At 68.2% G+C, this 26,903-nt stretch carries 22 protein-coding genes and 1 pseudogene; 10 read left to right on the top strand and 13 right to left on the bottom strand.

The window, feature by feature from the left end; translation table 11 throughout:
* The 5 genes and pseudogenes from CFB18_RS05935 to CFB18_RS05915 all read right to left on the bottom strand — a co-directional run.
* A pseudogene (locus CFB18_RS05935) lies at window positions 1–382 on the bottom strand (hypothetical protein); the annotation flags it as partial.
* Window positions 383–484: 102 nt separating this feature from the next.
* Window positions 485–2,017 carry a bifunctional phosphoribosylaminoimidazolecarboxamide formyltransferase/IMP cyclohydrolase gene (gene purH, locus CFB18_RS05930; protein ID WP_200808100.1) on the bottom strand — a complete coding sequence of 511 codons (1,533 nt, stop codon included), beginning with the start codon at window positions 2,015–2,017 and terminating at the stop codon, window positions 485–487.
* Complete coding sequence (gene purB, locus CFB18_RS05925; protein WP_088570878.1) at window positions 2,014–3,411, bottom strand: adenylosuccinate lyase; 1,398 nt, start codon at window positions 3,409–3,411, stop codon at window positions 2,014–2,016. Before purB ends, purH begins: the two co-directional genes overlap by 4 nt.
* A gap of 222 nt (window positions 3,412–3,633) precedes the next feature.
* Window positions 3,634–4,950: an adenylosuccinate synthase gene (locus CFB18_RS05920; protein ID WP_088570877.1), complete on the bottom strand. Its 1,317-nt coding sequence runs from the start codon at window positions 4,948–4,950 to the stop codon at window positions 3,634–3,636.
* A gap of 112 nt (window positions 4,951–5,062) precedes the next feature.
* A complete protein-coding gene (locus CFB18_RS05915) occupies window positions 5,063–5,533 on the bottom strand; it encodes a bactofilin family protein (RefSeq protein ID WP_088570876.1) in 471 nt (156 codons plus the stop codon).
* Window positions 5,534–5,606: 73 nt separating this feature from the next.
* Here CFB18_RS05915 and mobA point away from each other — a divergent pair, with 73 nt between their 5' ends.
* On the top strand, window positions 5,607–6,218 hold the full coding sequence (mobA, locus tag CFB18_RS05910) for a molybdenum cofactor guanylyltransferase (protein ID WP_088570875.1): 612 nt from the start codon (window positions 5,607–5,609) through the stop codon (window positions 6,216–6,218).
* On the opposite strand, the gene CFB18_RS05905 is transcribed toward mobA, so the two are convergent.
* The 3 genes from CFB18_RS05905 to CFB18_RS05895 all read right to left on the bottom strand — a co-directional run bounded on the left by CFB18_RS05905 (window position 6,173) and on the right by CFB18_RS05895 (window position 9,373).
* Complete coding sequence (locus tag CFB18_RS05905) at window positions 6,173–7,129, bottom strand: ROK family protein (RefSeq protein ID WP_088570874.1); 957 nt, start codon at window positions 7,127–7,129, stop codon at window positions 6,173–6,175. The two genes, mobA and CFB18_RS05905, sit on opposite strands and share 46 nt — an antisense overlap.
* A 58-nt stretch (window positions 7,130–7,187) precedes the next feature.
* Complete coding sequence (locus CFB18_RS05900; protein WP_088570873.1) at window positions 7,188–8,138, bottom strand: patatin-like phospholipase family protein; 951 nt, start codon at window positions 8,136–8,138, stop codon at window positions 7,188–7,190.
* Window positions 8,139–8,221: 83 nt separating this feature from the next.
* Complete coding sequence (locus CFB18_RS05895; RefSeq protein WP_088570872.1) at window positions 8,222–9,373, bottom strand: glycosyltransferase family 4 protein; 1,152 nt, start codon at window positions 9,371–9,373, stop codon at window positions 8,222–8,224.
* A gap of 254 nt (window positions 9,374–9,627) precedes the next feature.
* Between CFB18_RS05895 and CFB18_RS05890 the strand changes: the two genes are divergently transcribed.
* Window positions 9,628–14,301: a DUF2298 domain-containing protein gene (locus tag CFB18_RS05890; RefSeq protein ID WP_159461600.1), complete on the top strand. Its 4,674-nt coding sequence runs from the start codon at window positions 9,628–9,630 to the stop codon at window positions 14,299–14,301.
* A 41-nt stretch (window positions 14,302–14,342) separates the two neighbouring features.
* On the opposite strand, the gene CFB18_RS05885 is transcribed toward CFB18_RS05890, so the two are convergent.
* Together CFB18_RS05885 and rsgA are read right to left on the bottom strand one after the other, a co-directional pair.
* Window positions 14,343–14,900 carry a Uma2 family endonuclease gene (locus CFB18_RS05885; protein WP_088570870.1) on the bottom strand — a complete coding sequence of 186 codons (558 nt, stop codon included), beginning with the start codon at window positions 14,898–14,900 and terminating at the stop codon, window positions 14,343–14,345.
* Window positions 14,901–14,978: 78 nt separating this feature from the next.
* Window positions 14,979–15,896 (bottom strand): ribosome small subunit-dependent GTPase A, encoded by a 918-nt coding sequence (gene rsgA / locus CFB18_RS05880; protein WP_088570869.1) that lies wholly within the window; start codon window positions 15,894–15,896, stop codon window positions 14,979–14,981.
* Window positions 15,897–16,183: 287 nt separating this feature from the next.
* Here rsgA and CFB18_RS05875 point away from each other — a divergent pair, with 287 nt between their 5' ends.
* Window positions 16,184–18,028, top strand: a complete 1,845-nt coding sequence (locus CFB18_RS05875; RefSeq protein ID WP_159461599.1) for a glucosyl-3-phosphoglycerate synthase — start codon at window positions 16,184–16,186, stop codon at window positions 18,026–18,028.
* Window positions 18,029–18,108: 80 nt separating this feature from the next.
* Here CFB18_RS05875 and CFB18_RS05870 read toward each other — a convergent pair whose 3' ends face one another.
* From CFB18_RS05870 to CFB18_RS05860, 3 genes are all read right to left on the bottom strand, one after another.
* The gene (locus CFB18_RS05870; protein WP_088570867.1) at window positions 18,109–19,017 is read right to left on the bottom strand and encodes a thiamine pyrophosphate-dependent enzyme; all 909 of its coding nucleotides are present in this window, start codon (window positions 19,015–19,017) and stop codon (window positions 18,109–18,111) included.
* Window positions 19,002–20,888, bottom strand: a complete 1,887-nt coding sequence (locus CFB18_RS05865; RefSeq protein ID WP_088570866.1) for a 2-oxoacid:acceptor oxidoreductase subunit alpha — start codon at window positions 20,886–20,888, stop codon at window positions 19,002–19,004. The genes CFB18_RS05870 and CFB18_RS05865 overlap by 16 nt, the downstream gene beginning before the upstream one ends.
* A 192-nt stretch (window positions 20,889–21,080) precedes the next feature.
* Window positions 21,081–21,599, bottom strand: a complete 519-nt coding sequence (locus tag CFB18_RS05860) for a MaoC/PaaZ C-terminal domain-containing protein (protein WP_088570865.1) — start codon at window positions 21,597–21,599, stop codon at window positions 21,081–21,083.
* Window positions 21,600–21,788: 189 nt separating this feature from the next.
* On the opposite strand from CFB18_RS05860, the gene CFB18_RS05855 reads away from it, so the two are divergent.
* From CFB18_RS05855 to CFB18_RS05830, 7 genes are all read left to right on the top strand, one after another.
* Complete coding sequence (locus tag CFB18_RS05855) at window positions 21,789–22,820, top strand: SIS domain-containing protein (RefSeq protein WP_088570889.1); 1,032 nt, start codon at window positions 21,789–21,791, stop codon at window positions 22,818–22,820.
* Between the two features lie 34 nt (window positions 22,821–22,854).
* A complete protein-coding gene (gene xseA / locus CFB18_RS05850; RefSeq protein WP_088570864.1) occupies window positions 22,855–24,087 on the top strand; it encodes an exodeoxyribonuclease VII large subunit in 1,233 nt (410 codons plus the stop codon).
* On the top strand, window positions 24,084–24,254 hold the full coding sequence (locus CFB18_RS14985; RefSeq protein ID WP_143597533.1) for a pseudouridine-5'-phosphate glycosidase: 171 nt from the start codon (window positions 24,084–24,086) through the stop codon (window positions 24,252–24,254). Before xseA ends, CFB18_RS14985 begins: the two co-directional genes overlap by 4 nt.
* Before the next feature lie 124 nt (window positions 24,255–24,378).
* Window positions 24,379–24,585, top strand: a complete 207-nt coding sequence (locus tag CFB18_RS05845) for a hypothetical protein (RefSeq protein WP_088570863.1) — start codon at window positions 24,379–24,381, stop codon at window positions 24,583–24,585.
* The gene (locus tag CFB18_RS05840) at window positions 24,582–25,049 is read left to right on the top strand and encodes a type II toxin-antitoxin system VapC family toxin (protein WP_159461598.1); all 468 of its coding nucleotides are present in this window, start codon (window positions 24,582–24,584) and stop codon (window positions 25,047–25,049) included. The genes CFB18_RS05845 and CFB18_RS05840 overlap by 4 nt, the downstream gene beginning before the upstream one ends.
* Before the next feature lie 74 nt (window positions 25,050–25,123).
* Window positions 25,124–26,080, top strand: a complete 957-nt coding sequence (locus CFB18_RS05835; protein ID WP_234977015.1) for a pseudouridine-5'-phosphate glycosidase — start codon at window positions 25,124–25,126, stop codon at window positions 26,078–26,080.
* A gap of 18 nt (window positions 26,081–26,098) precedes the next feature.
* Complete coding sequence (locus tag CFB18_RS05830) at window positions 26,099–26,761, top strand: class I SAM-dependent methyltransferase (protein WP_088570861.1); 663 nt, start codon at window positions 26,099–26,101, stop codon at window positions 26,759–26,761.
* Window positions 26,762–26,903 lie beyond the last annotated feature (142 nt).

Here is a 26,903-nt window from a genome sequence, read left to right as displayed (position 1 = left end):
GGCTCAGACGCTCCTCCGACCGCGCCTGCGCCTCCGCCAGACGCGCTATCGCCTCCTCCAGCTTTGCAAAACGCTCATTAACCTCAGCTCGCCAGCTGGCAAACTCTTCCGCTTGACGTTTTTGAACAACAATCAGGGTGTTTATGGAGGAAACAAGCGTTTGAATCGCACCGATTAAAGAGGTAAGCGTCTGCGCTTGATTGTTGAACGCACGAGCCATTTCCGAGAAGAGGGCGCCGACGGCTTTTTGCATGGTCTGCATCTGATCGGGAAGGTCCTCGATCTCCCGCCCCAGCAGGAGGGTGCGAAGCCGCTGCCGCCACTCCTCGTTAGTTTCAATCAACTTCACCAGATCCCCAAAGTCCTGAACGGTGAATCCCATAGGATGCCCTCCTGTTTCGCCTTCCACCTACATCCTAATCTTAGCACAAATGGCAACGCAGGCCTCACCGGATGTCAGCGGTTCGATCCTCCAGCCCGGGGGTTAATGCCGGAAATGTCGGCGGCCGGTGAAGACCATAGCCAGCCTTAGGCGATCGGCCGCGGCGATCACCTCCGCATCCCGGATGGAACCGCCGGGCTGGATCACGGCGGTCACCCCGGCCGCCGCCGCTACTTCCACACCATCCGGAAACGGGAAGAAGGCGTCCGAGGCCATCGCCGCGCCCCGGGCGCGCGGGCCTGCCTTCATCACCGCCACCCGCACCGCATCCACTCGGCTCATCTGACCGGCCCCGACCCCCACCGTCTGCCCCTCCCGGGCGAGCACAATGGCGTTGGAGCGCACATGGCGGACGACCTTCCAGGCGAACCGCAGATCCCGCCACTCCGCTTCAGAGGGCGCACGCCGGGTGACCACCTGCCAGCTCTCCGGATCCCCATCCCCCGGATCTGGAGTCTGAACCAGGAGCCCGCCTAGGACGCTCCGGATCTCCAGGGCGCCCCGGGCCCCCTCCCGCATCCGGATCACCCGGCAGGCCTTCTTGCGCCGGAGCCGGTCCAGGGCCTCCGGTCGATACCCCGGCGCCGCGATGACCTCCAGGAAGACCTCCTGCAATGCGGCCGCCGCCTCCTCATCGACCTCCCGGTTGAAGGCGACGATGCCGCCATAGGCGCTCTCCGGATCGCCCGTCAGGGCCCGTCGGAAGGCGTCCGCCGGATCAGCCCCCATCGCCGCCCCGCAGGGGTTGTTGTGCTTGACGATCACCGCCACCGGCTCCTCGAACTCCTCCACCGCCCGCCACGCCGCCTCCAGATCCAGCAGGTTGTTGTAAGAGAGCGGCTTCCCCTGCAACACTTCAAAGGGGAGCTTCTGAAGGGGCTCCAGGTAGAACGCTCCCGCCTGATGTGGGTTCTCCCCATAGCGGAGGGGAAGGGCTTGTCGGGCGGCCAGGAGCAGGGTCTCCGGCAGCTCCCCCTCCCCGTCCTCCCGCTCGAGATAGCGAGCGATCCAGGCGTCGTAAGCCGCCGTCAGACGGAAGGCCCGCGCCGCCAGGCGCCGGCGCAGCGTCAGAGGAACCTCCCCTTCGCGGCGAAGAGCTTCCAGGACCGGCGGGTAATCCTCCGGCCGGCTGCAGACGATCACCCGGGCGAAGTTCTTAGCGGCGGCGCGCAACAACGCCACCCCGCCGATGTCGATGGCCTCAATGGCCTCTTCCTCTGCCCCACGGCGGGCAGCTTCTTCAAACGCATACAGAGTGACGGCCACCAGATCGATGGGCTTCCCCCCGATGGCCGCCAGTTCCGCCTGATCCGCCTCAGACGCTCGGGCCAGGATCCCGGCGTGCACCCGCGGATGGAGGGTCTTGACCCGTCCCCCCAGGATCTCCGGGAACCCGGTCCACTCCTCCAGGGAGCGCACCGGGACCCCTCCCGCCGCCAGGACCTGGGCCGTGCCCCGGGTGGCGAGGATCTGCCAGCCCAGGGCAACCAGTCCCTGCGCGAACTCCACCGCCCCCGTGCGATCGGTCAGGCTGAACAGGGCGTAGCGCTCTTTCATCTGAACCCCCAGATTCATCCGGCGATGGCCTCCCGGATCCGCTGCGCCATGGCCCGGGCGCGGGCCGGGGCATCGCCGATATGGGCTTCCACCCGAAGCAGCTCCTCCAGGTCCTCCGGAGGCACCCATCGGGTGATCTCCGGATCCGTCCGCAGGCGATCCGGCAGCGGGTTGGGCAAGCCTGCCTGCACCGCCGCCCAGGCCGCCATCGCGTGATCCCGCAGGCGGGCGTGAAGGGCCTGGCGGTCCGCCCCCGCCCGAGCCGCCGCCATAAGGATCGGCTCCAGGGCGGCGAAGGGCGCATACCGCTCCAGGTTGCGACGCAAGCCCTCCTCGTGAACATTCAGGCCGCGGAGGATCCGCAGGGCCAGGCGCAGGATCTCGTCCGCCGTTAGGAACGCCTCGGGGAGCACGATGCGGCGGACCGCGGAATCATCCAGGGTGCGCTCCAGCAGGGAGTGGGCCGCCGTCTCCCAGGCGATCTGAGGCAACGTCCCCAGGTAGCGGGCCAGAGCGTTGATCCGCTCCGCCAGCACCGGGTTGCGCTTGAAGGGCATGGCCGAGGAGCCGACCTGGCGCGGGCCGAAGGGCTCAGACCACTCGCCGAAGGGGGGCGCCTGCAGCAGGCGCAGGTCGAAGGCCATCTTGTAGAGGGAAAGCCCCAGGCCCGCCAGAGCGCTCAGAACCCGCCAGTCCTGTTTGCGCGGATAGATCTGACCGGCCACCGGGAAGGCCTCCAGGCCCAGCTCCGCCATCGCCCGCGCCTCCATTTCGGACGGCGTCATCGGGGTTCCCGCCAACAACGCCTGATAGGAGGCCCCTGTGCCCACCGCCCCCTTGAAGCCTTTCCCCCGGATCATCTCCCGACAGCGGGTCAGCTCCTCCCAGTCCATCAGAAGGTCCTGGCCGTAGAGGGCCAGGCGGTAGCCCACCGTGGTCGGCTCCGCCGGCTGAAGGTGCGTCCATCCCATACAGGGCGTCTCCGCCCAGCGCTCGATGGCCCCCGCCAGTGTCTCCAGGACCTGCCGAAGGCGCCCTCGGATCAGATCCAGGGCCTCTCGCATGCGCAGGGCATCGGCGTTGTCCTCGATGTCCGCGGAGGTGGCGCCCAGATGCAGGATCGGGCCGCCGATGGGAGCCTGCTCCGCGAAGGTCAACAGCTCCGCCATCAGGTCGTGGCCGATCTCCGCCTCGATCCCCTCCGCCCGGGCCAGGTCGATGGCCTCCGCGTGGGCTTCGAGGTCCGCCAGCTGCTCGGGCCGCACCCGGCCGGCCGCCATCTGCGCCCGGGCCAGGGCGATCCAAACCCGCCGCCACAGGCGCCGGCGATGGATCTCCGACCAGAGCCGGCGCATCTCCGGGCTTCCATACCGCCAGGTGAAAGGGGAAAGATAACTGTCGTGGGTGAACATCCAGAGCTCCCCTCCAGCGTTTTGAATCGATCCTTATCGATCTTTTGCAGGAGAGGCTTTCACCCCGAACCTCTGGTTCTCGATGACGCGAGGGTCGCGGCGGAAGCCGCTCCTACAAAAAACGTGCGGATGCCGACCAAACAGCCGGGATGATGGTCGAAGGGTTGAAATCCATCTCGACCTACAACGAGGCCGGGCTCTTCGCCCCGCCGATCGTCCAGATCAAAGAGAAGCATCTCCCGGTTTCGCTTCGGCCGAATCCACCTCGAGGATCTGATCCCGCCCCGGCCCCACGGAGACGTAGCGCACGGGGGCGCCGGCGATCTCCGCCAGGCGACGCAGGTACGCGCGGGCGGCCTCCGGGAGATCCTCCCAACGCCGGGCCGTGGCGGTGGGACCGGTCCATCCCGGAAGGCGCTCATACACCGGGGAGACCTGCTCGAGGATCGGGGTATCCGGGACGTGGGTGAGGACCTCGCCGGAGGGCAAGCGATAGCCCACGCACAGGGGGATCTCCTCCAGCCCGTCCAGCACATCGAGCTTGGTGACGGCCAGGGCGGTGAAGCCGTTCAGCCAGGCCGCGTGGCGCAGGGCCACGGCGTCCGGCCAGCCGCACCGGCGGGGGCGTCCGGTGGTGGCGCCGAACTCCCAGCCCTCCGGCGGCCCGCCCCGGCGCAGGCGCTCGGCCAGCTCCCCGTGGACCTCGGTGACCAGCGGGCCCTCGCCCACCGCCGTGGCGAAGGCCTTCACCACCCCGATCACCTCCCGGATCGCCTGGGGCGGGATCCCGGCGCCGACCGCCGCGTAGCCGGCCAGGGTGTTGGAGGAGGTCACATAGGGATAAATCCCCCAGTCCAGATCCCGCATGGCGCCCAGCTGGCCCTCGAGGAGGATGCGGGCGTCCCGCCGCAATGCCTCCTGAAGCAGCGGGATCGTGTCGATGATGCGGTCCTTCAGGCGCTCCCGCCATCCCTCGCAGCGGTCCATCAGCTCCTCCAATGAAGGGGGCTCGCCGCCGAGGGCGGCGATCCGGGCAGCGATCGCAGCGTGCGCCTGCCGCAGGCGCCGGTGCAACCAGTCCCGATGGAGCAGGTCGCCCGCGCGCAGGCCGATGCGGGCCGCCTTGTCGCTGTAGGCCGGGCCGATGCCCCGACGGGTGGTGCCCAGGGGGCGATCCCCCCGAACCCGCTCCTCCAGCTCGTCGCGCTGGCGGTGATAAGGGAAGACCAGGTGGGCGCGATCGGAGATCCACACCCGCCCGGTGTCCACCCCCGCCGCCTCCAGCGCTGAGAGCTCCTGGAGCAGCGTGTCCGGGTTCACCACGGTCCCCGCCCCGATGAGGCAGATGGTCCCCGGGTGGAAGACCCCCGCGGGCACCAGATGCAGCCGGAAGGTTCCATATTCGTTGACCACGGTGTGCCCGGCGTTGTCCCCGCCCTGGACCCGGATCACGATCTCGGCCGTGCGGCTGAGGTAATCCACGATGTGGCCCTTCCCTTCATCGCCCCACAGCGCCCCCACGACGGCCACCACGGGCATGCCGACCTCCTCTCCGGCTGGGGAAAGGAATAGAAAATCGGGGCGACCGGCGAGCCGCCCCACGGTTTTCGCAACGCGCAGCGAGGTGGAAAGGGGATCGCTGGGTCCAGACCTATCCTTCGCGGACGTCCGGGCCCGCGCTTATGTCGATGACGCGCTCCTCTCGATCCGGGCGGGGAGCTTCCAGCATGGGGAACTCGGGCTCCGCCCCGGGCATCACCGACTGGCCGCGGAAATATCCGCCCTCATCGATCACCAGGGAGCCCGCCTGGATCTCGCCCCACACCTTCCCGGTGGAGAGGATCTCCACCCGCCCGGTGGCGTGGATCTTGCCGATGACCATCCCGGCCACCGAGACGTTGGTCGCCCGCACCTCCGCGCGCACCCGCGCGTTCTCCCCGATGATGAGATGTCCGCTGATCTCCATCGTGCCCTCGAAGATCCCCTCCACCCGGATGGTCCCGTCCCCTTGCAGCATCCCTTTGACCACGCAGGTGGGGCCCAGCACCGTTTCCGATGACACGCTGGGAACCGCCGGCTTGGGAGCCGCCGGCGCCTTCTCCGGCTTGGGTCGCCCGAACATCGCGCTCCTCCTCACAAAGGGGGATATACTCTATCTTAGGGAAGGGTTTCCCGAAGTGTCAAAGGGGCTCCGCATGTATAGCGTGATCCTCCTGGCCGGCGGCCGGAGCCGCCGGATGGGTCGGGACAAGGCCTTCCTGGAATGGCACGGGCGCCCCCTGATCGCCGAATTGGTGGAGCGTCTCCACGAGGTCTCCGACGATGTGATCGTGGTGGCGCCGCACCCCGAGCGCTTCCATGGCCTGGCGGCCCGTCTCCTGCCGGACCCCTCTCCGCCGGTCGGGCCGCTGGGCGGATTGTGGGCCGGATTGCTGAGCGCCCGGCACGAATGGGCCTTCGCCCTCGCCTGTGACATGCCCCTGGTGGATTCCGCGGTCATCCGCTGGCTGTTCGAGCGCCGCTCCGGCGCGGACGCCATCGTGCCGGTGGACATCGAGGGTCGCCCGGAGCCGCTCCACGCTTTCTATCGCGCCTCCTGTTTGAACCCCATCGCCGCCGCCCTGGCGTGCGGGCAGCGGGCGGTGGTCGCCTTCTACCCGGCGATCCGGGTGCGCTACATCCCGCCGGCCGAATGGCAGGCGGTGGACCCGGAGGGCCGGTCCTGGCGGAACATCAACACGCCGGAGGACTGGGCGCGGCTTCAGCGGGAGGAGGGGAGGATGGAGGCCAGTCGCCATCGGGCGTAGGCCAGGGCGCCCAGCAGCCCGACGTCCTCCCCTAGGGCCGCCCGGACGATGGGCGTGATGTAGGCAGGGGTCATCGCCCGCTCCCGGGCGTGCGCCCGGATCCTCTCCAGAAACCAGTCTCCTGCCTTCATCACCCCGCCGCCCAGGATCACGAGGGTGGGGTTGAAGATGTGCCAGAAGGTGGCGATGCCCACCCCCAGGTAGAAGGCGGCCCGCTCCATGATGGCCGTGGCCACGGGGTCGCCCCGGGCCGCCGCCCCCGCGACGTCGGCGGCGGTGATGGACTCGGGGTCCCGATCCGACCCGGGAAACGGCTCGCCGCGGGCGAGGGCCTCCCGGGCCATGCGGGCGATGGCCGTCCCGGAGGCCAGGGCTTCCAGACAGCCCCGCTGCCCGCAGCCGCATCGGGGCCCCTCTCGGGCCTCCACGACGATATGGCCCAGCTCCGCCCCCAGGCCGTGGGCACCTTCCAGCAGCACCCCATGGGTGATCACCCCGCCCCCGATGCCGGTGCTGATGGTGAGATAGACGAGGTGCTCGTGGCCGCGGCCGGCACCATATTGCCATTCCCCTAAGGCGGCCAGGTTAGCGTCGTTGCCCACGAAACAGGGGACGCCGAACCGCTCTTGCAACCGCTCCGCCAGCGGGACGTTCTCCCAGCCCAGGTTGGGGGCTGTGAGCACCACCCCGGTGCGGGGGTCCAGCGGGCCCGGCGCGCCGACGCCGATCGCCTCCACCGGCTCCTCCGCCGGCCAGACCGCCCAGATCGCCCCGGCGATGCGGGCGATCACCGCCTCCACCCCCTCCTCCGGGCGGGTGGGCTGTTCCGTCCGGGCCTGCACTCGGCCCGCCGCATCGCAGCGCGCGGCCCGGATGCGAGTGCCTCCGAGATCCACGGCTACATAGGCCATCGCGTCCCTCCGGATCGAAACCGACGAACTCTATGCCGCACGTTCTTCTTCCCCAGCCTCATCCTTTTGAAGGCCCCATCTCCAGCAACCGCCGCCGGCGCGGCGGCGCATAGGTTCGGCCCCCGCCGGGGACCATCTGAGCCGTTAGGGCCCGGCGGGCCTCGGCCGTGATCGCGCAGATCTGATCGGGATGCGGGTCCTCCAGATAACGGCGCATCGCCTCGTAGCCCGCCTCCAGCATCTCAGCGGTCCGGGAGAAATCCAGGAAGGAGATCTCCCGGAAGGCGGGGATACACACATGATGGAGCGTCACCGGCGCCTGCAACGCATCGTAAAGGTCGTCTAGGGTCTGCTCGTCCAGGAGGGTCTGATACGCGGTCATGGCGATCTCCACGATGCCCCGGCGGGGCGGCAGGATCTGCGGGCCGAAGCTCAGGTCTACCACATAGATCTCCTCCGCCCCCTTCTCCAGGGCGATGGAGACCGGAACCACCGCCACGACCCCGCCGTCCACCAGCTGCATCCCGCGGAAGCGCACCGGAGGATGGATGACCGGGACGCTGGCGCTGGCCAGCACCGGCTCCAGCACCGGGGTGGAGGGATCCTCGCCGAACAGGATGAGGCGTTGTGTGCGCAGGTCCGCCGCCGTCACGTAGCACGGCCGCCGTAGGTCCCCGAAGGTCCGCACCCCCGGCGGGAGATGGGCCTGCAGCACGCGCCGCATCCCCGAGCTATCGAACAGGCTATCCTGGCGGGTGAGGATGCGCCAGAGGATGGTGAACAGGTTGCCGGGGTAGATATCTGCGCGGCGGACGCCCCGCCAGGCCTGGGCCAGGCGCTCCAGGCCCGGGAGGGTGGGGTCGGCGGCGAAGGCCACGGCGTTGATGGCCCCGGCGGAGGTGCCGACGAGGAAGTCGGGCTCGAGCCCCTGCTCCAGCAGCGCCCGCATCGCCCCCACCTGGAGCGGACCCCGGTTGCCGCCTCCGCTCAACACCCACGCCCGTCGCATCGCATCTGCCTCGCCGTAGAGCAGAATCTGTCGTAATTGTAAATACAAACCGAAGATGCAAAAGGAGCCCGACGCGCCTGCCCTCACGCCTCAAGGTTGAGGAGCCGCAAGACGATCTCGTGCCATTGCCGGGCGGCCGCCTCCCAGGTGAAGCGGCGGGCCCGCCCCAAGCCCGCCTCCCGCAACGCCGCCCGCCGCTCGGGATCCTCCAGGGCCGCTCGCAGCCCCCGCACGATGTCCGCCACGGACTCCGGATCCACCAGCACCCCCGCCTCCCCCACCACCTCCGGCAGGGAGGAGACCCGCGAGGCCACCACCGGCGTCCCGCAGGCCATCGCCTCCAGCGCCGGCAGGCCGAAGCCCTCATACCGCGAGACCAGCGCGAACACCGCAGCGGCGGAATATAGCGCCGGCAGATCCGCGTCGTCCACAAAGCCCAGCCAGTGGATCCGCTCCGCCATCCCCGAGCGCCGGATCGCCTCGAAGGTCCCCTCCGCCTGCCATCCTTTTTCCCCCACGATGACCAGATGGCCCTCGGGGAAGATCCCCTCCCGCACCAGGGCCGCGAAGGCCTCGATCAGGCGCGGGTAGTTCTTGCGCGGCTGCACTGTGCCCACCGTGAGGATGAACGGCCACGGCCCCAGCCCGTAGCGCGCCCGAACCCGCGCGTGAAGCGCCGGGTCCTGAACCGGTCGGAAGCGGGATTCCACCCCGCTGTAGAGCACGGTGATCTTCTCCGCCGGCACGCCCCACAGCCGGATGAGATCCTGCCGCGTGGCCTCGGAGTCCGCCAGGATGTGGGTCGCCCGCCGAACGGCGCGGGGGACGTTCCGGCGCAGGTAGGCCACCAGCGGCGCGGGGAGGGTCTCGGGCATCACCTCGAAGGAAAGATCGTGGACGGTCAGCAGCGTGCGCCGCCCGGGCAGCGTGGGCGGGAGCAGGAAATCCGGGGAATAGATCAGATCCGCCACCCCGGTGAAGAGCTCCAGGGGGACCGGGAGGGACAGGCGATGCCAGAGCCAGACCATGCCCTTCTCGGGCAACGGGGCCGCCCGCAGGCGGAGCCCGGGGGCCTGCGCCCACGTCAGGGAGAAGCGCACCGGGCCGGCGTAGAACAGGGTGTAACGGTGCTCCGGGAACGCCTGCAGGATGGCGCGGGTCAGCTCCCGGGCGTAGCGCCCGATCCCCGCGCCCTGCCGCACCGCCGCGGTGACGTCGATGACGATGCGCGCCATTTCTTCGCCGTTCGCGCCGGATAAGGATCCGATCCATAGGGTCGCCTCATCGCCCCGACGCGGAGGGACCCGCCGTCGGCCCCATTATACCGGACTCGCATGGCGGGAAACGCTTCTTCCTCTGGAGGAGGAAGGTTCGGACCGGGACGGCGCATGGAGCACAGGGTGGGCAGGCTGGCCGGGAATCGAGGCCTGTGACTACAATGGGAGGGACTTGCACAATCCGGTTCAGACGCCACAGACGCATGGGCACGATGCCGCGTGACGAAAAGGGTTGGTGGATCGCTCGGCTCCCCCTCATCCTGATCGCCGCCCTGGCCCTTCGCCTGACAGGGCTGAACTGGGACGAGAACCAGCATCTGCATCCCGACGAGCGCTTCCTCACCATGGTCACGGAGGCCCTGGCCTGGCCCCGGGACCTGGGGGAATACCTGGACTCCGCCCGCTCCCCCCTGAACCCCTACAACCGGGGCTACACCTTCTTCGTCTACGGGGACCTGCCCATCGTCCTCACCCGGGGGATCGGCGAGCTGGTCACGGCGCTCTGCCGGGCAGAGGCATGGCTTTGTCCATTCCCCCGCCGCACGGCCCTTGGCTACGATGAGATCACCCTGCTCGGCCGCACCCTCTCCGCCCTCCTGGACGCCGGGACGGTCGTGTTGACCTTCTTCATCGGCCGGGCGCTGATGGGGATCGAAGGGGGGCTGCTGGCCGCCGCCCTCATGGCCTTCAGCGTGATGAACATCCAGCAGGCCCACTTCTACACCACGGACACGTGGGCGACGTTCTTCAGCACCGCCGCGCTCCTGGGAATGGTCCGGATGCTCCGCCGCCCCACGTGGGCCGCCGCGGTCCTGACCGGGACGATGGCCGGGGCGGCCCTGGCCTCCCGCATCAACCTCTGGCCGCTGCTCGCCCTGATGGCCCTCGCCGCCCTCCTGTCCCTCCGCAGCTCCGGGAAAACCCTGCGCTTCTGGATCGCCGCCGGGCTCGCCGCCGCCCTCGCCTTCCGCCTGGGGATGCCCTACGCCTTCGCCGGATGGTTCCTCCCCGACCCCCGCTGGCTGGCCAACATGCGGGAGATCCAGGCGCTGATCAGCGGGGCCGCCGATTATCCGCCCGGCCATCAATGGACGGATCGGGCACCCATCCTCTTTCCCCTGAAGAACATGGTCCTGTGGGGGATGGGCCTCCCCTTCGGCGCTGCCGCATGGCTCGGATGGCTGGGGCTGGGGCTGGCCCTCCGCCGGCGCCTGCGCCGGGAAGGGATCGGGCTCGATCCCATCCACATGGGCTGGCTGCTCCTCGGGCTGTGGACCGGCGGGTATTTCCTGTATATGGGGACGCAGTGGGTGAAATCCATGCGCTACTTCCTCCCGATCTATCCCACCCTGGCCCTGACCGCCGCCTGGGGGCTCCTGCGCCTGCGACGGCTTCCCCAACCGGCCGGACGATGGCTGGCCCTGGCTGGGATCGGGATCGTGGTCGGGGGGACCTCCCTCTGGGCCTGGGCCTTCACCGGGATCTACCGCCAGCCGGTCTCCCGGGTCGCCGCCTCCCGCTGGCTCTACGCCCACGTCCCCACCGCGGTCACCCTTTTGCGCGCGGATCCCCCCGGCGCCCGCTATCCCTTGCCCTTAAGCAATCGCCTTCTGGTCCAGGAGGAACTCGTCCTGACGATCCCCATCACCCCTGCACAGACGATCTCGGGCCTGGAGATCCCGCATCTACGCGCCCTTGGGGAGAGGCCGGGCCTGCTCCACTTGACCCTGGAAGATCCCGCGGGCGCCGTCCGCCTGCAGCTCCGGATCCCCGCCCCCTCCGCCCCCCGCCATCCGGATGGGGATCCCGTTCGGGCGGGGTGGCCGGAGCCTCTCGTCCTGCCGGCCGGGGATTACCTCCTGCGCCTGCGGGCCGAGGGCGGGCCGCTTCTGCTGGCCTCCTCGGTGATCGCCAACGAGCACTGGGACGACGGCCTGCCGTTGCGGGTGGATGGGAAGGACGGGTTCTCGATCTATCAGGGCCTGGAGATGGCCTGGTATGACGACGACAACGAGGAGAAGCGCCAACGCGCCCTGGAGTGGCTGGAGCGGGCGGACTGGATCGTCCTCTCCAGCCAGCGGCTGGTGTGGTCGATCCCCCGCCTCCCCCTGCGCTATCCGATGACCGTCGCCTACTACCGGGCCCTCTTCGAGGGCCGGCTGGGCTTCGACCTCGTCGCTACTTTCCATGCGAAGCCGAGCTTGGGGCCGTTGGAGATCGACGACATCGGCGGGCGGATCGGCTTCGATCTTCCCCCGTTGGGGTTCGAGGAGCCCTTCTGGGGCGCCGAGGAGGCCTTCAGCGTCTACGACCACCCGCCGGTCTGGATCTTCCGCAAGCGGCCGGATTTCTCCCTCGAGCAGGCCCGCCGGGTGCTGGAATCCGTGGATCTGAGCCAGGTGGTCTGGCAGACGCCGCGCCAGTATACCCAGGCCCGCGGGCTCCTGATGCTGGATCCGGTCGCCTGGGCGCGCCAGCAGGCCGCTTCCACATATCGGGCGATCTTCCCGTCCGAAAACCCGTTGAACCGGTGGCCGGCCCTCGGGGTCCTGGCCTGGTGGCTCTTCTTCACCCTGCTCGGATGGGGAGCATGGCCGCTGACGGCCTGGGCCTTCCCCGGTCTGCGGGATCACGGATACGCGCTCGCGCGCATCCTGGGGCCACTGCTGTTCGCCTTCCTCCCATGGCTGATGGCCAGCCTCGGGGTCATGGATTTCAACCGGACGGCCATGGCCCTCACCCTGCTCGCCGGCCTTGTCGTCGACGTCCTCCTGTGGCCTCGAGTGAAGCCGGCTATCCGGGCCGCCCTACGGGATCCCCTCTGGCGGGTCGAGGAGATGGTGGCCGTGGGGGCCTTCGCCTTCTGGCTGCTGGTCCGCCTGGGCCATCCAGACCTCTGGCATCCGGTGATGGGCGGGGAGAAGCCGATGAACCTCTCGTATCTGCTGGCGACGATCCGCTCGTTGCGCTTCCCGCCCTACGACCCCTGGTTCGCCGGCGGATACATCAACTACTACTACTTCGGCTACGTGATCGTCGGGGCGCCGATCAAGTTCCTGGGCTTTGAGGTCCGCTACGCGTATAACGCGGTGATCCCCACCCTGGCGGCCCTGACCGCCCTGGGGGCCTTCGCCGTCGGCGCGCACCTCGCGGCGGCCAGGTGGCCCCAGGCGCATGGGAAGCCCATCGCCGCCGGCCTGCTCGCCGCCCTGTTCGCGACGGGCGTGGGCAACCTGGGGGAGCTGAAGCTGCTCTCCGACCTCTTCCAGGAGGTGGGGGCTCAGGTTACGGAGGCGGAGTCCCCTTCCCTGCGGGAAACCCTCATCGGGATGCGGGAGGTGCTGACCGGCCGCGCCGCGCTTCCTGCCCGCATCGAGTGGTGGTATTGGAACCCCACCCGCATGATCCCGGATCGCGACGTCACGCCCATCACCGAGTTCCCCTATTTCACGTTCCTGTATGCGGACCTGCACGCGCACATGATGGCGTTCCCCCTGCAGCTGGCTGCCCTGCTGATCGGGCTGGCCTGGCTGCGCCGGTCGCGCTGGGGAGAGCCGTCGGGGATCGCCGCCCTCGCCCTGGGGGCCCTGGTCGTGGGCGCGCTGCGGCCCACCAACACGTGGGATTACCCCGCCCACCTCCTCCTGGGGCTGGCCGCCCTCACCCTCAACGCCTGGACCCGCGGGGATCTCCACACGGGGTCCGGCATCGAGGGATGGCTCGCCCGATGCGCCGCCTTCATCGGGCTGGGGGCCCTTCTCTTCTATCCCTACCTCGCCCATTACGCCACCGCATATACGGAACTTGAAGTGTGGAAAGGGGATCGCACCCCGCTGGGCACCTATCTGCTGCTCCACGGCCTCTTCCTGGGGCCGATCCTCACACTGCTCGTGCGAGAGGCCTGGCGGCTGCGCCGCTGGGTCCTCGCGGGTTGGCGGAGCGATCCCTTGGGGACAGTGGGGTGGATCGTGGCGGGGGCCCTCGGCCTGGGCCTGTGGGTAGGAGGCAGCCGGATCGCTCCGGTGGCCGTTCTCGCGATCCCGATCATCTTGCTGAGCGTCGCCCTCGCCCTGCGCCCCTATCAGGCGCCGGAGCGCCGCCTCCTCTGGATCTGGGTTGCGAGCGCGGCGGCCCTGACCCTGGGGGTGGAGCAGGTGGTGCTGAAGGGCGACATCGGGCGGATGAACACCGTCTTCAAATTCTACCTCCAGGTGTGGTTCCTTTGGGCCCTCGCCGCCGCCATCGCGGTCCTAACAGTGGAGGAAGCCGCCCGCCGCTGGGCGCCGGCCGGGCGCGTCCTCTGGCGGGGCTTCCTTGGCTTTTTGATGTTCTCCGCCCTGCTCTACCCCGTCCTGGCCACCCGGGCCCGACTGTATGACCGCTGGGAGGTCTCCGTAGGCCCCACCCTGGACGGCTTCGCCTTCATGGAGAAAGCCATCGCCGACGAGGCGGGGGTGCGCTACCCGGTGCGGGAGGAATTCGAGGCCCTCCGCTTCCTGTGGGATCGTGTCGAGGGAACGCCCGTGGTCATCGAGTCCATCCGCTCGCCGGCCTATCGGGGGCTGCGCAGCCGGATCGCGATGTTCACCGGGCTGCCGGTGGTCTTCGGGTGGGACTGGCATCAGCGGCAGCAACGGACGGTGGTGCCGGAATCCTTGATCCAGCGCCGCGAGGCGGACGTCAACCGGTTTTATGAGACCCCAGATCCAGACGAGGCGATGGCCATCCTGCACCGCTATCATGTGCGCTATGTGATGGATGGATATGCGGAGCGCCTGTATTACCCGCCTGAGGGCTTTGAGAAGTTCCCGCTCCTGATCGAGCGTGGGGATCTCCGGCTGGTCTTCGCCAACGCGGGGGTGCGGATCTATGAGGTGACCCGCTGAGGCGGCGGTGGACCGCGCCGGGGGAGAGGAAGGGCTTGCGCTCACGGCCCGAAGAGCTCGGTGAGGGGGATGGCCAGGCCGGGCAACACATCTTCCCCCTCCAGCACCTCATGCTCCCGCAGGAACCGCGCCGTCCCGTCCGGCCGATACATCGTCACCGTCCGCGCCTCCGGGGCCACCACCCACACCCGCCGCGCCCCCGCCTCCAGGTAGTCCCGCACTTTCTGCTGCAGATCCACCGGGTTGTCGTTCGGCGACAGCACCTCCACCGCCAGATCTGGCGCCCCCTCGATGAACCCCGCCGGGAGCTTCCCCTCCGGCAATCGCTCCGCCGCAACGAAGGCCACGTCCGGCGCCCGCACCCGCTCCGGATCCCAGGGAAGCCTCAAAACAAACCCCACATCGCCCACCATCACGCGGCCCAGGGAATGCCGCCGGACATGCTCAGCGAGCCGGCGGCCGATCTCCAGGGTGAGCTCTCCATGCACGCCGCCAACCGGTGACATCTCGATGACCTCCCCATCCACGAGCTCGCGACGGACATCCCCCTCCCCCATCCGCCACAGATCCGCCGCCGTCAACCGCACCTTCACGCCCATCATCGCCTCCCCACCCTTTTTGCTTGTAGGAGCGGCTTCAGCCGCGACCCTCTAGGCCCATTTTACGCCATCCATGCCCTATGGGGCGCGGGCCGCCTGTTGCTCGATCAGGATCCGCCGGTAGCTCTCGTAGCGACGCCGGCGGATCTCCCCACGGGCCACCGCCCGGCGGACGGCGCAGCCGGGCTCTTCCAGATGGAGGCAGTCGGAGAACTCACAGCGGCCGATATAGGGGCGCATCTCCGGGAAACACGCCGCCAGGTCCTCCGGCCGGATCCCCCACACACCGATGTCCCGCAAGCCAGGGGTGTCGGCCAGATATCCGCCTTCAAAGGGGATCAGCTCGCTGCGGGTGGTGGTATGACGACCCATCCCGGTCCGCGGGTTGATGGACCCCACGCGCAACCCCAGGCCGGGCTGGAGGGCGTTCAGCAGGCTGGATTTGCCCACCCCGGAGGGGCCGATGAAGGCGCTGATCTTCCCCCGCACCCGCTCCCGCAGCGCTTCGAGGCCGGCCCCGGTGACCGCGCTGGTATACAGCACCGGATAGCCCAGCTCCTCATACTCCGCGAAGCGCTCCCGGAGTGCCGAGAGATCCTCCGCCAGGTCGATCTTGTTGAGGACCAGGAGGGCGGGAAGGCCGCTGGCTTCGGCCACCGCCAGATAGCGGTCGATCTGGAAGAGGTCGGGCTCCGGGACGGCGGCGAAGACCGCCACGATCTGATCCAGGTTGGCGGCAATGACGTGGGCCTTCTCCGGGTCCAGCGGCTCACGGCGGACCAGGGCGGTGCGCCGGGGGAGGATGGCGATGATGGCCCCCTCCTTCGGGGAGACCCGCTCGAATTGCACGCGGTCCCCGATCACCGGCCGCTGGGGACCCTCCGTCTGGCGCCGCAGACGCCCCCGCAGCACGCACCGCACCACTCCATCCGGGCCCTGCACATCATACGCCGCGCCCAGCGTCCGGATCACCAGTCCCTCTTCCAGGATCCGCATCCGCAATCTCCCTCCCGTAGCGTATGGATCCCTCCCACGGCTTCCTGAGTGGACACACCTCTCGAGGCCCCAGCAGGTCCCCAGAGCCTTTCCATCTGCCTCCCTATTTGAAACTATACACGATCCGCGGCCTTCCCCACCTGAAAGCCCGAAGTGGCCTGATGCGTCTCCGCCCTTAGATGGGGAGCCATCGGATTGGATCGGATTTAAAATAGAAGAAGAGAACCCGTTTGCCATCCCTCACAGCCTCCCCGGGTTCGTGTCCAACCCCTGACGGTGAAATGGCGATGTCGTTCGATCAGATCTTGATCCCGGTGGAAGAGGTCGAGGCCGCGCGGGGACTGCTCCCGCTGGCCTCGGCGCTGTGTCCGGCGGAGCGGGGGGAGATCACCTTGCTGGGGCTGGTCGCCCTCCCACCGGAGCGCTCCCTCAGCCATGGGGCGGCGGAGGCCCGGGCGCTGCGCCAGCGGCTGATGGCGCTGGCCGCGGAGTTCCCGGAGCTGCCCCTCCGGGTCCGCCCCCGCATCCGCGTTTCCCATTGCCCATGGGAGGAGGTCCTTCACTTCCTCCAGGCGAACCGGGTCTCGCTGATGCTCCTGCCCTGGAACGGCGATCCGGACGGTCCGGTGCTGGGAGCGCCCCTGGCCCGGGTGCTCCAGGAATCCCCCTGCGATCTCCTCCTGGTCCGCGGTCCGATCCGGGAGAGCTGGCGGCGCATCCTGCTGCCGGTGCGGGGCGGGCCGTATACCCAGCTGGCGGTGGAGGTCGCCTTAGCGCTGGCGGAGGCCTGGGATGGGCAGGTGACCTTGCTCCACGCGGCCTCGGAGGCCCGGCGGGTGGCGGCCGCCTTCCGACCGCTGGCCCGGCAGTTCCCCCGCATCACCCGCCAGATGGTCCTGCACGGCGAGATCGCCCAGGCGGTGCTGGAGGAGCTGCGCCACCACGACGGGGCGGTCCTGGGCGCCCCCACCCGACCGGGCCGGGAGGAGGCTCAGGGTCTGGGGCCGCTGGCCCGTGCCCTGAGCCAGGGGACGGAGAAGCCGTTGATCCTGGCCAAGGCCGCCCGGGCCTTCCTCCCCGGCCAGCCCCGACCGCGGGGCGCGCCCGCCCAGCTCCCCATCTCTGTGTTGGTGGACAAGTGGTTCGCGGAGAACACCTTCGATGCCGAGGAGTTCTCCAACATAGAGGAATTGGTGGCCCTCAAGCGAGCTCAGGGGGTGACCATCAGCTTGGGGCTTCCCACCCTCAACGAGGAGGCCACCATCGGCCCCATCCTGGACATCGCCCGCGAGGCCCTGATGGAGCGCTATCCGCTCCTGGACGAGATCGTGGTGATCGACAGCGCCTCCACCGATCGCACCCGGGAGATCGCGCGGGAGAAGGGCGTCCCGGTATACATCCACTCCGAGATCCTCCCGGAGGTGGGCTCCTATCGGGGCAAAGGGGAGGCGTTGTGGAAGAGCCTCTACGTCCTGCGGGGGGATGTCATCGTCTGGACCGATACGGACATCACCAACTACCATCCCCGCTTCATTTACGGGCTGATCGGCCCGTTGCTGCGCTCCCCGCGCATCGGCCTGGTGAAGGGGTTCTACCGGCGTCCCATCCGGGTGGGGGAGCGGCTGCAAGCGGGGGGCGGCGGGCGGGTGACCGAGCTGGTGGCCCGGCCCCTGATCAACCTGTTCTTCCCGGAGCTCTCCGGGCTGATCCAGCCGCTGTCGGGGGAATACGCCGGCCGCCGGGAGATCCTGGAGCAAGTTCCCTTCTTCACCGGCTACGGGGTGGAGATCGGGCTGCTCATCGACATCCTGGAGCGGTTCGGCCTGTGGTCCATCGCCCAGGTGGATCTGCAGGAGCGAATTCACCGGAACCAGGACCTGGAGGCCCTCTCTAAGATGGCCTTCGCCATCATCCAGGTGGTGATCCGCCGCCTGGAGGACCGGCACAAGATCCAGCTGCTGGAAGAAGTCAACCGCTCCATGAAGCTGATCCGCCATGAGCCGGGCCGCTATTACCTAGAGGTGGAGGAGATCGGGGACGCCGAGCGCCCGCCGATGATCACCCTCCCCGCCTACCGGGACCGGTTTCGGAAACAAGAGCCGGCCCTCCTCGGGTTGCCTCCCGGGTCGTGAGAGAGGACCCAGAGGAAAGCTCGCAAAGCCCATTGTCAAACGCAGGCGGGGCGTCCGAAGACGCCCCGCCCCTTTGCGCCTCAGCTCAGCTCGTCCAGCAGCGGGGTGAGATCCCGCTGGTAAATCGGCTCCAGGTCCGCCAGGGCCTTCCCCCAGTGAGGTAGACGGGTTGCCAGCTCGTCCTCCAGGGTCGGCCGCTCCACCCGATAAAAGATCCCGATAGGGATCCGATCTCCATTCTCATAGGCCTTCAACAGCGCCTGAGCCTTTTTCTCCACGATCTCCTTCTCATCCGCCGGATTATGCACCACCGGGTCGTAGCCCGTTTCCTCCAGTTTGTAGACGCGGGCGTTGTAATACTCCCGCGTGTAGATGTTGTTGTAGGTCGGGCAGGGCTGGAGGACGTCGATGAGGGCGGTGCCCCGGTGCTGGATGGCGGCCACGATCAGGTCCCGCAGGTGCCGCACATCATAGGCGTAGCCGCGGGCGATGAAGGTGTAACCCGCCCCCAGGGCCACGGCGATGGGGTTGAGGGCCTCCATCAGGTTGGGCTCAGGCAGCGACTTGGTCTGCACGCCCTTGGGCAAGGTCGGAGAAGCCTGGCCCTTGGTCAACCCGTAAACCCCGTTGTTGTAGACGATGTAAGTCAGGTCCACGTTGCGCCGCCCGGCGGCCAGGAAATACCCGGCCCCGATCCCATAGCCGTCGCCGTCGCCCCCCACGGCGATCACCGTCATCTCCGGGTGGGCCAGCTTGAAACCGGTGGCCACCGGCAGCACCCGCCCGTGGAGCGTGTGCACCCCATAGGTCCCGATGTAGTGCGGCGTCTTGCCGGAGCAGCCGATCCCGGAGAAGACCGCCACCCGATGCGGGGGCAGCTGCAGGGCCGCCAGGGCCTGGTGGATGGCGTTCAGGATCCCGAAGTCCCCGCACCCCGGGCACCAGTCCACCCAGACCTCGGTCTTGTAGTCCTTCACCGCGTAGGCCATGGAATCACCTCCCGGGCTTCGCTGGAGATCATCACGATCCGCTCCTCGTTGTCCTGCAGCGCCCGGCGCACCCCCTCGATGACCTCGTTCACCGTGAAGGGGCGGCCGTCATACTTCAGGACCCGATGGGGGATCCGGAAGCCGGTCATCTCCCGGATCAGGTTCCCCAGCTGACCGGAGTAATTGTTCTCGATGAGGATCACCCGACGGGCCCGCCGCAGGATCGCCCCTACCGGCTCCGCCGGGAAGGGCCGCATCATCCGGATCTGAAGGAAGTTGAAGGTCAGCCCGTTGAAGGCCGACAGCTCCTCCAGGGCGTCCAGGATCGCCCCCTTGGTCGTCCCCCACCCCACCAGCGTGACCTGGGCGTCCTCCGGCCCGTGCAGGGTGAACTTCTTGCTGTCGGGGATCTCCCGGGCGGCCAGCTCCAGCTTGCGCATGCGCTTGTCCATCTGCTCCACCCGGTGGATCACCCCTTCAGAGATGTGCCCCTTCGGGTTGTGCTCATCGCTGGTCGTCCAGAACACCACCCCCTCCGTCCCCGGGACCACCCATGGGGAGATCCCGTTCTCGGTCACCGCGTGGCGCAGGTAGCCGTCCCGCTGGCCATCGGGCCGATAGCGGACCCCGCGGTCGATGACCAGGTTCCGGGTGTTAAAGCGGGGGACGGTGATGTAGCTGCTGGCGAGGTATTTGTCCACCAGCACGATCACCGGCATCTGGTAGCGGTCCGCCCAGTTGAAGGCCTCGAAGCTGTCGTAGAAGGCCTCCACCACGTCCCCCGGGGCGATGACGATGTGAGGGAACTCCCCGTGGGCCGGGTGCAGAGCGAACCCCAGGTCCGCCTGCTCCGTGCGCGTGGGCAGCCCGGTGCTGGGGCCGCCGCGCTGGTAGAGGAACACCACCAGGCCCGGCGCCTCGGTGATGGCGGCGAACCCGACGCCTTCCGGCATCAGGGCGAACCCGGGCCCGGCGGTGGAGGTGGAGGCCCGGGCGCCCGCATGGGCCGCCCCGACCGCCATGTTGATCGCCGAGATCTCGTCCTCCGTCTGGATCACCACCACGTTGTAGCGGCTCTGGACCGCCTCCAGATACGTGCTCTCGTCGGTGGCCGGGCTGATGGGATAGTAGGTCTGCACCCCCAGCCCCGCCTGGAGCTTGCCCAGGGCCACCGCCTGCACCCCGCGGATCAGGATCTGATCCGGCCGCCGCTCCCGCCGGCGCACCTTCCAGGGGAAGTCGTTCCCGAAGTGCTCATGCACGTAGTCATACGTGACCCGCAGCGCCTGGATGTTGAGATCCGCCAGCCGAGCCCGGCGCCCCTTGAACTGTTCGCGGATGACCTCCGCGACCAGATCGAAATCGTAATCCAGGACGGCCAGGGTCGCCCCCAGGGCCACCGTGTTCCGCATGATGTCATACTGCCGGTATTCCGCCGCCTTTCCGAAGGGCTCCAGCGCCCGGCGGATCATCTCGAAGTACGGCACCGGATACAGACGCAGGTCATCCCGCCCCAGCCGCTCTCGGATGTCCCCCAGGTCCGCGTCGTAAATGATCCCCCCGCCCGGGACCACCTCGTGGACATGGCCGTGGTGGGTGGGGAACTCGGGGTTGTGGTGATGGTCGCCAAAGAGGGTCTCTTCATCGAGGGCCGCCAGCAGGTGGACCTCATCCACCGGGGCATGGACGGGCTCCTCCGAGACGCGGACCCGATAGTAGCTATGTTTGCCCATGATGTTGGAGTGGTATTCGATGTTGGCGAAAACGTGAAGGCCCCCTCGGCTGAAGGCCTTGGCCAGGGTCTCCGCCGCCACGTTGATCCCGCTGCCCTGAGGCCCCCCGATCATCCAGGAGACAAACCGTTTGGGCATGGCACACGCCTCCCCCGATCAGATGGGCGGAACGCCAGCTTTCCAGGCCGGCGATGTCTTTTCCTACCAGTATATCCTTCAAGGCCCCCCTTGTAAAATTTGTAACAGAATGCGGCCGCCAAGGCGTTTGTTTCCCCCAAACGGGTGAGACGCTCCCCCTAAATGGGGGATCAGGCGGTCCGGCGCCTCGCTTCATCCTTCCGAAGGACGCTCTGGGGAAGCCGCCGGAGAGGCCTGAGGCGCCCCGGCACCCCGAGCGCGCACCAGAAGGGTCCACTGGCCCCGCTGAACCACCTCGCCCCGCTGGTTGCGGACCTGGACGTTGAAGACCACGAAGCCCGCGCGGCCGTCGGGCGTGGGGCGTTTCTGGGCCACCTCAATCTCGGCGTAGAGGGTGTCGCCGATGCGGATGGGAGCGCGGAACTTCCACTCCAGGCCGGTGAAGGCCTCCACCGTCTCCTCCAGGAAGCCGAGGCGGGTCGCCAGGCCGGAGGCGATAGCCAGCCCCAGCAGCCCGTGGGCGATCCGTTCCCCAAACATGGTGCCGCGGGCGTATTCCGCGTCGGTGTGCAGCGGCGTGTAATCCCCGGAGAGGCCGGCGAACCCCACGATGTCCGCCTCGGTGACCGTGCGGCCGGGGGTGCGGACTTTCCACCCGACCTCCAGGTCCTCAAAGAACAATCCACGTGGTCCTGCACTCCACGTTGTCATCGGTCTCCCTCCTCCGAGCAAGGTGGACCTCAGGATCAAAGGAGAGCCATGCCTTTCCCGCGAAACCTTGAGGATGGCTGAAGTATAATCGGCTCGGGGGAAAGATCCAAGAGGTGGAAGCCCCTCGCTGTGTCGGACGGCGAGGCCTTTTATGAGTTTCGCGAGATTCCCCAGGAGGTTCGCCAGCGGATGTGGGTGGAAGAGGAGATCCGCCAGCAACCGGAAGTGGCCGACCGCCTGCTCCGGGAAGGATGGCCGGAGGCGGAGCGGATCGCGGCGGAGGCGCGGCGCTTTCAACCGGCCCTCGTGATGCTGGCCGCCCGGGGCAGCTCCGATAACGCCGCCCGCTACGGTCAGTATCTGCTCGGAGCGTTCGCCGGGCTGCCCGCCGCCCTGGCCACCCCCTCCCTGTTCACCTTCTACCGACGTCCGCCCCGGCTGGACCACGCGTGGGTGATCGGCATCTCCCAATCCGGCCGCTCCCCGGACATCGTGGAGGTGATCCGGGAGGCCCGCCGCCAGGGCGGCCTCACCCTCGCCATCACCAACGACCCAGGTTCCCCGCTGGCGGCCGAGGCCCACGCGGTGCTGCCCCTGCGCGCAGGGGCGGAGCGGGCGGTGGCCGCCACCAAAACCTACACGGCCCAGCTCGTCGCCCTGGCCATGCTGACCGCCGCCTGGACGGGGGATCGAACGATGCAGGAGGAGCTGCGCCGGCTGCCGGAAGCTATGGCCCGGGCCCTGGAGAGCAAGGGGCCCGCCCGCGAGGCCGCTGCCTCCTGGTGGCGGGCCTCCCACGGCGTGGTGATCGGCCGGGGCTTCAACTACGCCACCGCCTTCGAGATCGCCCTCAAGCTCAAGGAGCTCACCTACATCGTGGCGGAGCCGTATTCCTCGGCAGATTTCCTCCACGGGCCCATCGCCCTCGTGGAGCCGGGCTTCCCGGTCTTCTTGATCGCGCCAGGGCCCACCTTCCACGCGGAGATGCAGGACCTGGCCCGTCTGTTGCGGGAACGGGCGGCCCATCTCACCCTCTGCAGCGAGGATCCGGAGCGGCTCCGCCATGCAGACGTCGGCATCCCGTTGCCTCCCGTCCCGGAGTGGCTCTCCCCGGCGGTGGCGGTGATCCCCGGCCAGTGGTTCGCCGTCTCCCTCGCCCGATGGAAAGGGCTGGATCCAGACCGGCCGCGAGGCCTGCAGAAGGTCACGGAAACGCGATGAACAAGGGGCGCAGACCTTCCGCTGGAGCGTTTTCATGAGCGAGTGGGAGGAACTTGAACAGGCTCCCATCACTTACCTCACGGTATCCCAGCTGGCCGCCCATCTGAAGGAAGTGATCGAATCCCGCTTCGCCTGGGGGGATCTGTGGGTGGAGGGAGAAGTGGGGGATCTCCGCCCTACGGCGCCAGGCCACATCTTCTTCTCACTAAAAGAAGGGCGGGCCCAGATCACCTGTGTCATCTGGCGGACGCAGGCGGCCCGGATGGCCCATCTGCCGGCGAACGGACAGACCATTGTGGCGCGCGGGCGGATCGGTTACTACGAGGATCGGGGGGATTGCCGTCTATATGTGGATCGCTGGCTTCCCATCGGCCTGGGCCAGCGATTCCTGGCCCTTGAGGCGTTAAAGCGTCGGCTGGAGGCGGAGGGGCTGTTCGACCCCACCCGCAAGCGGACGCTGCCTCCGTTCCCCCGCCGGATCGGCGTGGTGACCTCGCCGGCGGGAGCAGCTCTTCGGGACATCCTGAACATCCTCCGGCGACGATGGCCCCTGGCGGAGGTGATCCTCTCCCCTACGGTTGTCCAGGGAGATGATGCTCCCCTTTCGATCGCCACAGCGTTGGAGACCCTCTGGATGGTGGCAGGGGTGGATCTGGCTATCATCGCACGGGGTGGAGGGTCCAATGAGGAGCTGTGGGCTTTCAACGACGAGCGGGTGGTTCGGGCCGTGGCGTCCTCGCCGTTCCCGGTGGTCTCGGGCGTCGGCCATGCCATCGATCTCACTCTGACGGATGCCGCTGCTGATGTGCACGCGCCCACACCCTCCGCGGCAGCAGAGCTGGCCACCCCGGATCGGGACGCGGTGGCCGCTCAGATCGCCGGATGGCGGGATCGCCTGGAGCAGGCGATACGCGCCCGCCTGGAGCGGGCGGGGCAGGCCCTGACGACCCTGCGCGCGCGCCTGCAGGCCCACGCGCCCGAGCGGGAGCTGCACGCTCGTCTGGAGCGCCTGCACCGGCTGCAGACCCGGCTGAGGAGCGCGATCGATCAGCAGATCCTGCAAGCGGAAGCCCGGTGGGGCTACCACCAGGCCCGACTGGAGGCGCTGAACCCCCACGCCGTCCTGGCCCGAGGCTACGCCCTGGTCCGCCGGGCCGATGGCCGCCTGGTCACCCGGGCGGATCAGGTCCAGCCCGGCGAGCCGCTCACCGTGCAGTGGATCGACGGAGAGGTCCCCGTGCGGGTGGAAGGAGGTTCCCCCGGATGAACGCCTATTTCCGCTTCGGCCCCCACGTGAAGGAAGCCCGGGCGCGCCGCCAGCCGATCGTCGCCTTGGAGACGGTGGTGGTCGCCTTCGGCCTTCCCCGACCGGCCAACCTCTCGATCGTTAGCAAAATCCTCCAACCCCTGGTGGAACCCGGGGCTTTATGCTAAAGTGGAAATTCGGGAAAATAGGGAAGGGAGCTCTCCCCCCTGAGCATCGGCCAACGGCATACGCCATGGCCGAAACGCCGCGCAGGCAGGGACCCGGCCCGGCTATCGAAACCGGAGGTGAATTATGACGCTCGAAGATTTCTCCGAATATCTGAAAGGAAAATCGTTCGATGAGATCCTTCATGAAGGACGCAAGGAAAGCGCTGAGCGCATTTTCTCTGAGGCCATTGTGCCTCTGGCTTTGCTGCTATCCCAGGAGTTGTTGAAGATTCTCTTGTTGCCTCCCGCAGTGGAAACTGGAACACCCGCTTCGACGGAGAGGACCCGGTGATCTATCTGGATACCTCTGTGCTGCTGGTCTTCACGCTGGCCCGGAAGCTGGAGCCCACACGATTTGAGGCGGTTTCGAAGTTATTCCAGCTCATCAACCAGGGTGCGGTTAAAGCAGCAACTTCTTTCTATGCGCTCCATGAGCTACTGGTCATCGCGATCACCCGCACGGAGCCAAACTGGGAAGCAGGCAGCGAATTTGCCCGTCAGGCCTTCCTCACGCTTTTGAGCACCCGCTTGCTTTATGTGCCGATCCCTCGCCGCGAGGAGAAGTTGCTCCGGGCCAGGCTCTTCGCAGCGCTGAGAGATCCGACGGATCTTCCTCATGCGATTGCCGCCCACATCGCAGGCTGCACGGCGATCGTGGCCTACGATGATCATTTCCGGGCGATCGAGAATGTAATTCCCTATAAAACGCCGGAGGTCATCGTCGCGGAGCTGGAAGCACGATCATCCCGCTTATAGCCGGCTGGCCGCTGTTTGCCGCCCCTTCCCCGTTCGGGTTGCAGGTTTCGGGAACCAGCTCCTGGAGGCGAGGGATGTCCACGCCTGGATCGGCAGTTGATTTTGAGTTTGGGGCGATGGGTTTTTCCACTAAGAACGCCTATTTCCGCTTCGGCCCCCACGTGAAGGAAGCCCGGGCGCGCCGCCAGCCGATCGTTGCCCTGGAGACGGTGGTGGTCGCCTTCGGCCTTCCCCGACCGGCCAACCTCCAGGTCGCCCATGAGATGGAGGAAACCATCCGCGCTGAGGGAGTGGTCCCGGCGACCATCGGGCTCCTGGATGGACAGATCGTCGTTGGCCTGACGCCGGCTGAGCTGGAGCGATTCGCGGGAGATGAGGGCGTCCGGAAGGTGAGCCGGCGCGATCTCCCGATCGCCCTGGCACGTCGCCAGATCGGCGCCACCACGGTGGCGACCACCGTCTGGGCCGCCGCCCGCGCGGGGATCCGCGTGGTGGCCACGGGTGGGATCGGCGGGGTGCATCGGGGCGCCCCCTTCGATGTCTCCAATGACCTGCCCACCCTGGCCACCGAGCCGGTGCTGGTGGTCTGCGCCGGCCCCAAGGCCATCCTGGATCTGCGGGCGACGCGGGAGTGGCTGGAAACGCATGGGATCCCGATCCTGGGGTGGGGGATGGAAACTATGCCCGCTTTCTACAGCGCCTCCAGCGGGCTGCCGGTGGACGCCCGGGTGGACTCGGCGGAGGAAGCCGCCGCCATCGCCCGGGTCCACTGGACCCTGGGGGGCAAGGGGATCCTGGTGACGGTCCCGCCCCCGGCGGACTTCGCCCTCCCGAGGGAGCGTCTGGAGACCATCTTGGAGGAGGCGATGGCCGAGGCGGAGCGGGCGGGCGTGCAGGGATGGGCCCTCACGCCCTTCCTGCTGGCCCGGGTGGCCGAACGGACGGGCGGGGAGAGCGTGGCCCTGAACCGGGCGCTGCTGATCGAAAACGCCCGCATCGCCGCCCGCATCGCCCGAGCGCTGGAGGCATAACGAACGGAGAACTTCGCGATGGCGCGCGCTTCAGTGTTCGAACGCTACGCAGCCCGTTACGATGCCTGGTATGAAGGGCCGGTGGGCCGGGGAGCCTACCGCTCGGAGGTGCGGGCGTTGGCCCCTCTGCTGACCCGCTGCCCGCCCCCCTATCTGGAGATCGGCGTGGGATCCGGGCGCTTCGCTCAGGCCCTCGGCGTCGGTTTTGGGATCGATCCCGCGCGAGAGCCGCTCCGGATGGCGGCTGCCCGGGGGATCCGGGTGGCTCAGGCCGTAGGGGAACGGCTTCCATTCCGTGACAACGCCTTCGGCGGAGTCCTCCTGGTGGTCACCCTGTGCTTTGTGGAGGATCCCCTCGGGGTTTTGCGGGAAGCTCATCGGGTGCTGCGGGCGGACGGAGGGCTGGTGCTGGGGATGATCCTGGCGGAGAGCCCGTGGGCGGCCCACTATCAAGAGAAAGGCCGCCAGGGACATCCCTTTTATTCCATCGCGCGGTTCTACTCCCGCCAGGAGCTGGAAGCATGGCTGGAGCAGGCAGGGTTTCGGGTGGTTGAATATCGCTCCACTCTCTTCCAGGCTCCGGATGCTCCGGAGATCCGGGAGGAAGAGGCCCGCCCGGGCTTTTACCCGAAGGCCGGCTTCACCGGGATCCTGGCGCGGCGGGTTGAAGGTGTCGGATGAATTCGACCGGACAGGCCTTCGGCCACCGGCCGGCGTGAGGGTCGAATGAATTCGACCTCCAGAGGCCTTCAGCCAGCGGCCGGCCTGCGCCGGCCAGAAAGCATTTTCGCGTCGGCGAAAGACCCAGCGGGCAATGCGCGAT

It is taken from the genome of Thermoflexus hugenholtzii JAD2 (genome assembly GCF_900187885.1).
GTDB classification, from domain to species: Bacteria; Chloroflexota; Anaerolineae; order Thermoflexales; family Thermoflexaceae; genus Thermoflexus; species Thermoflexus hugenholtzii.
The sequence above is the reverse complement of the archived record's forward strand: the minus strand, read 5'-3'. Positions and strand labels throughout refer to the sequence as shown.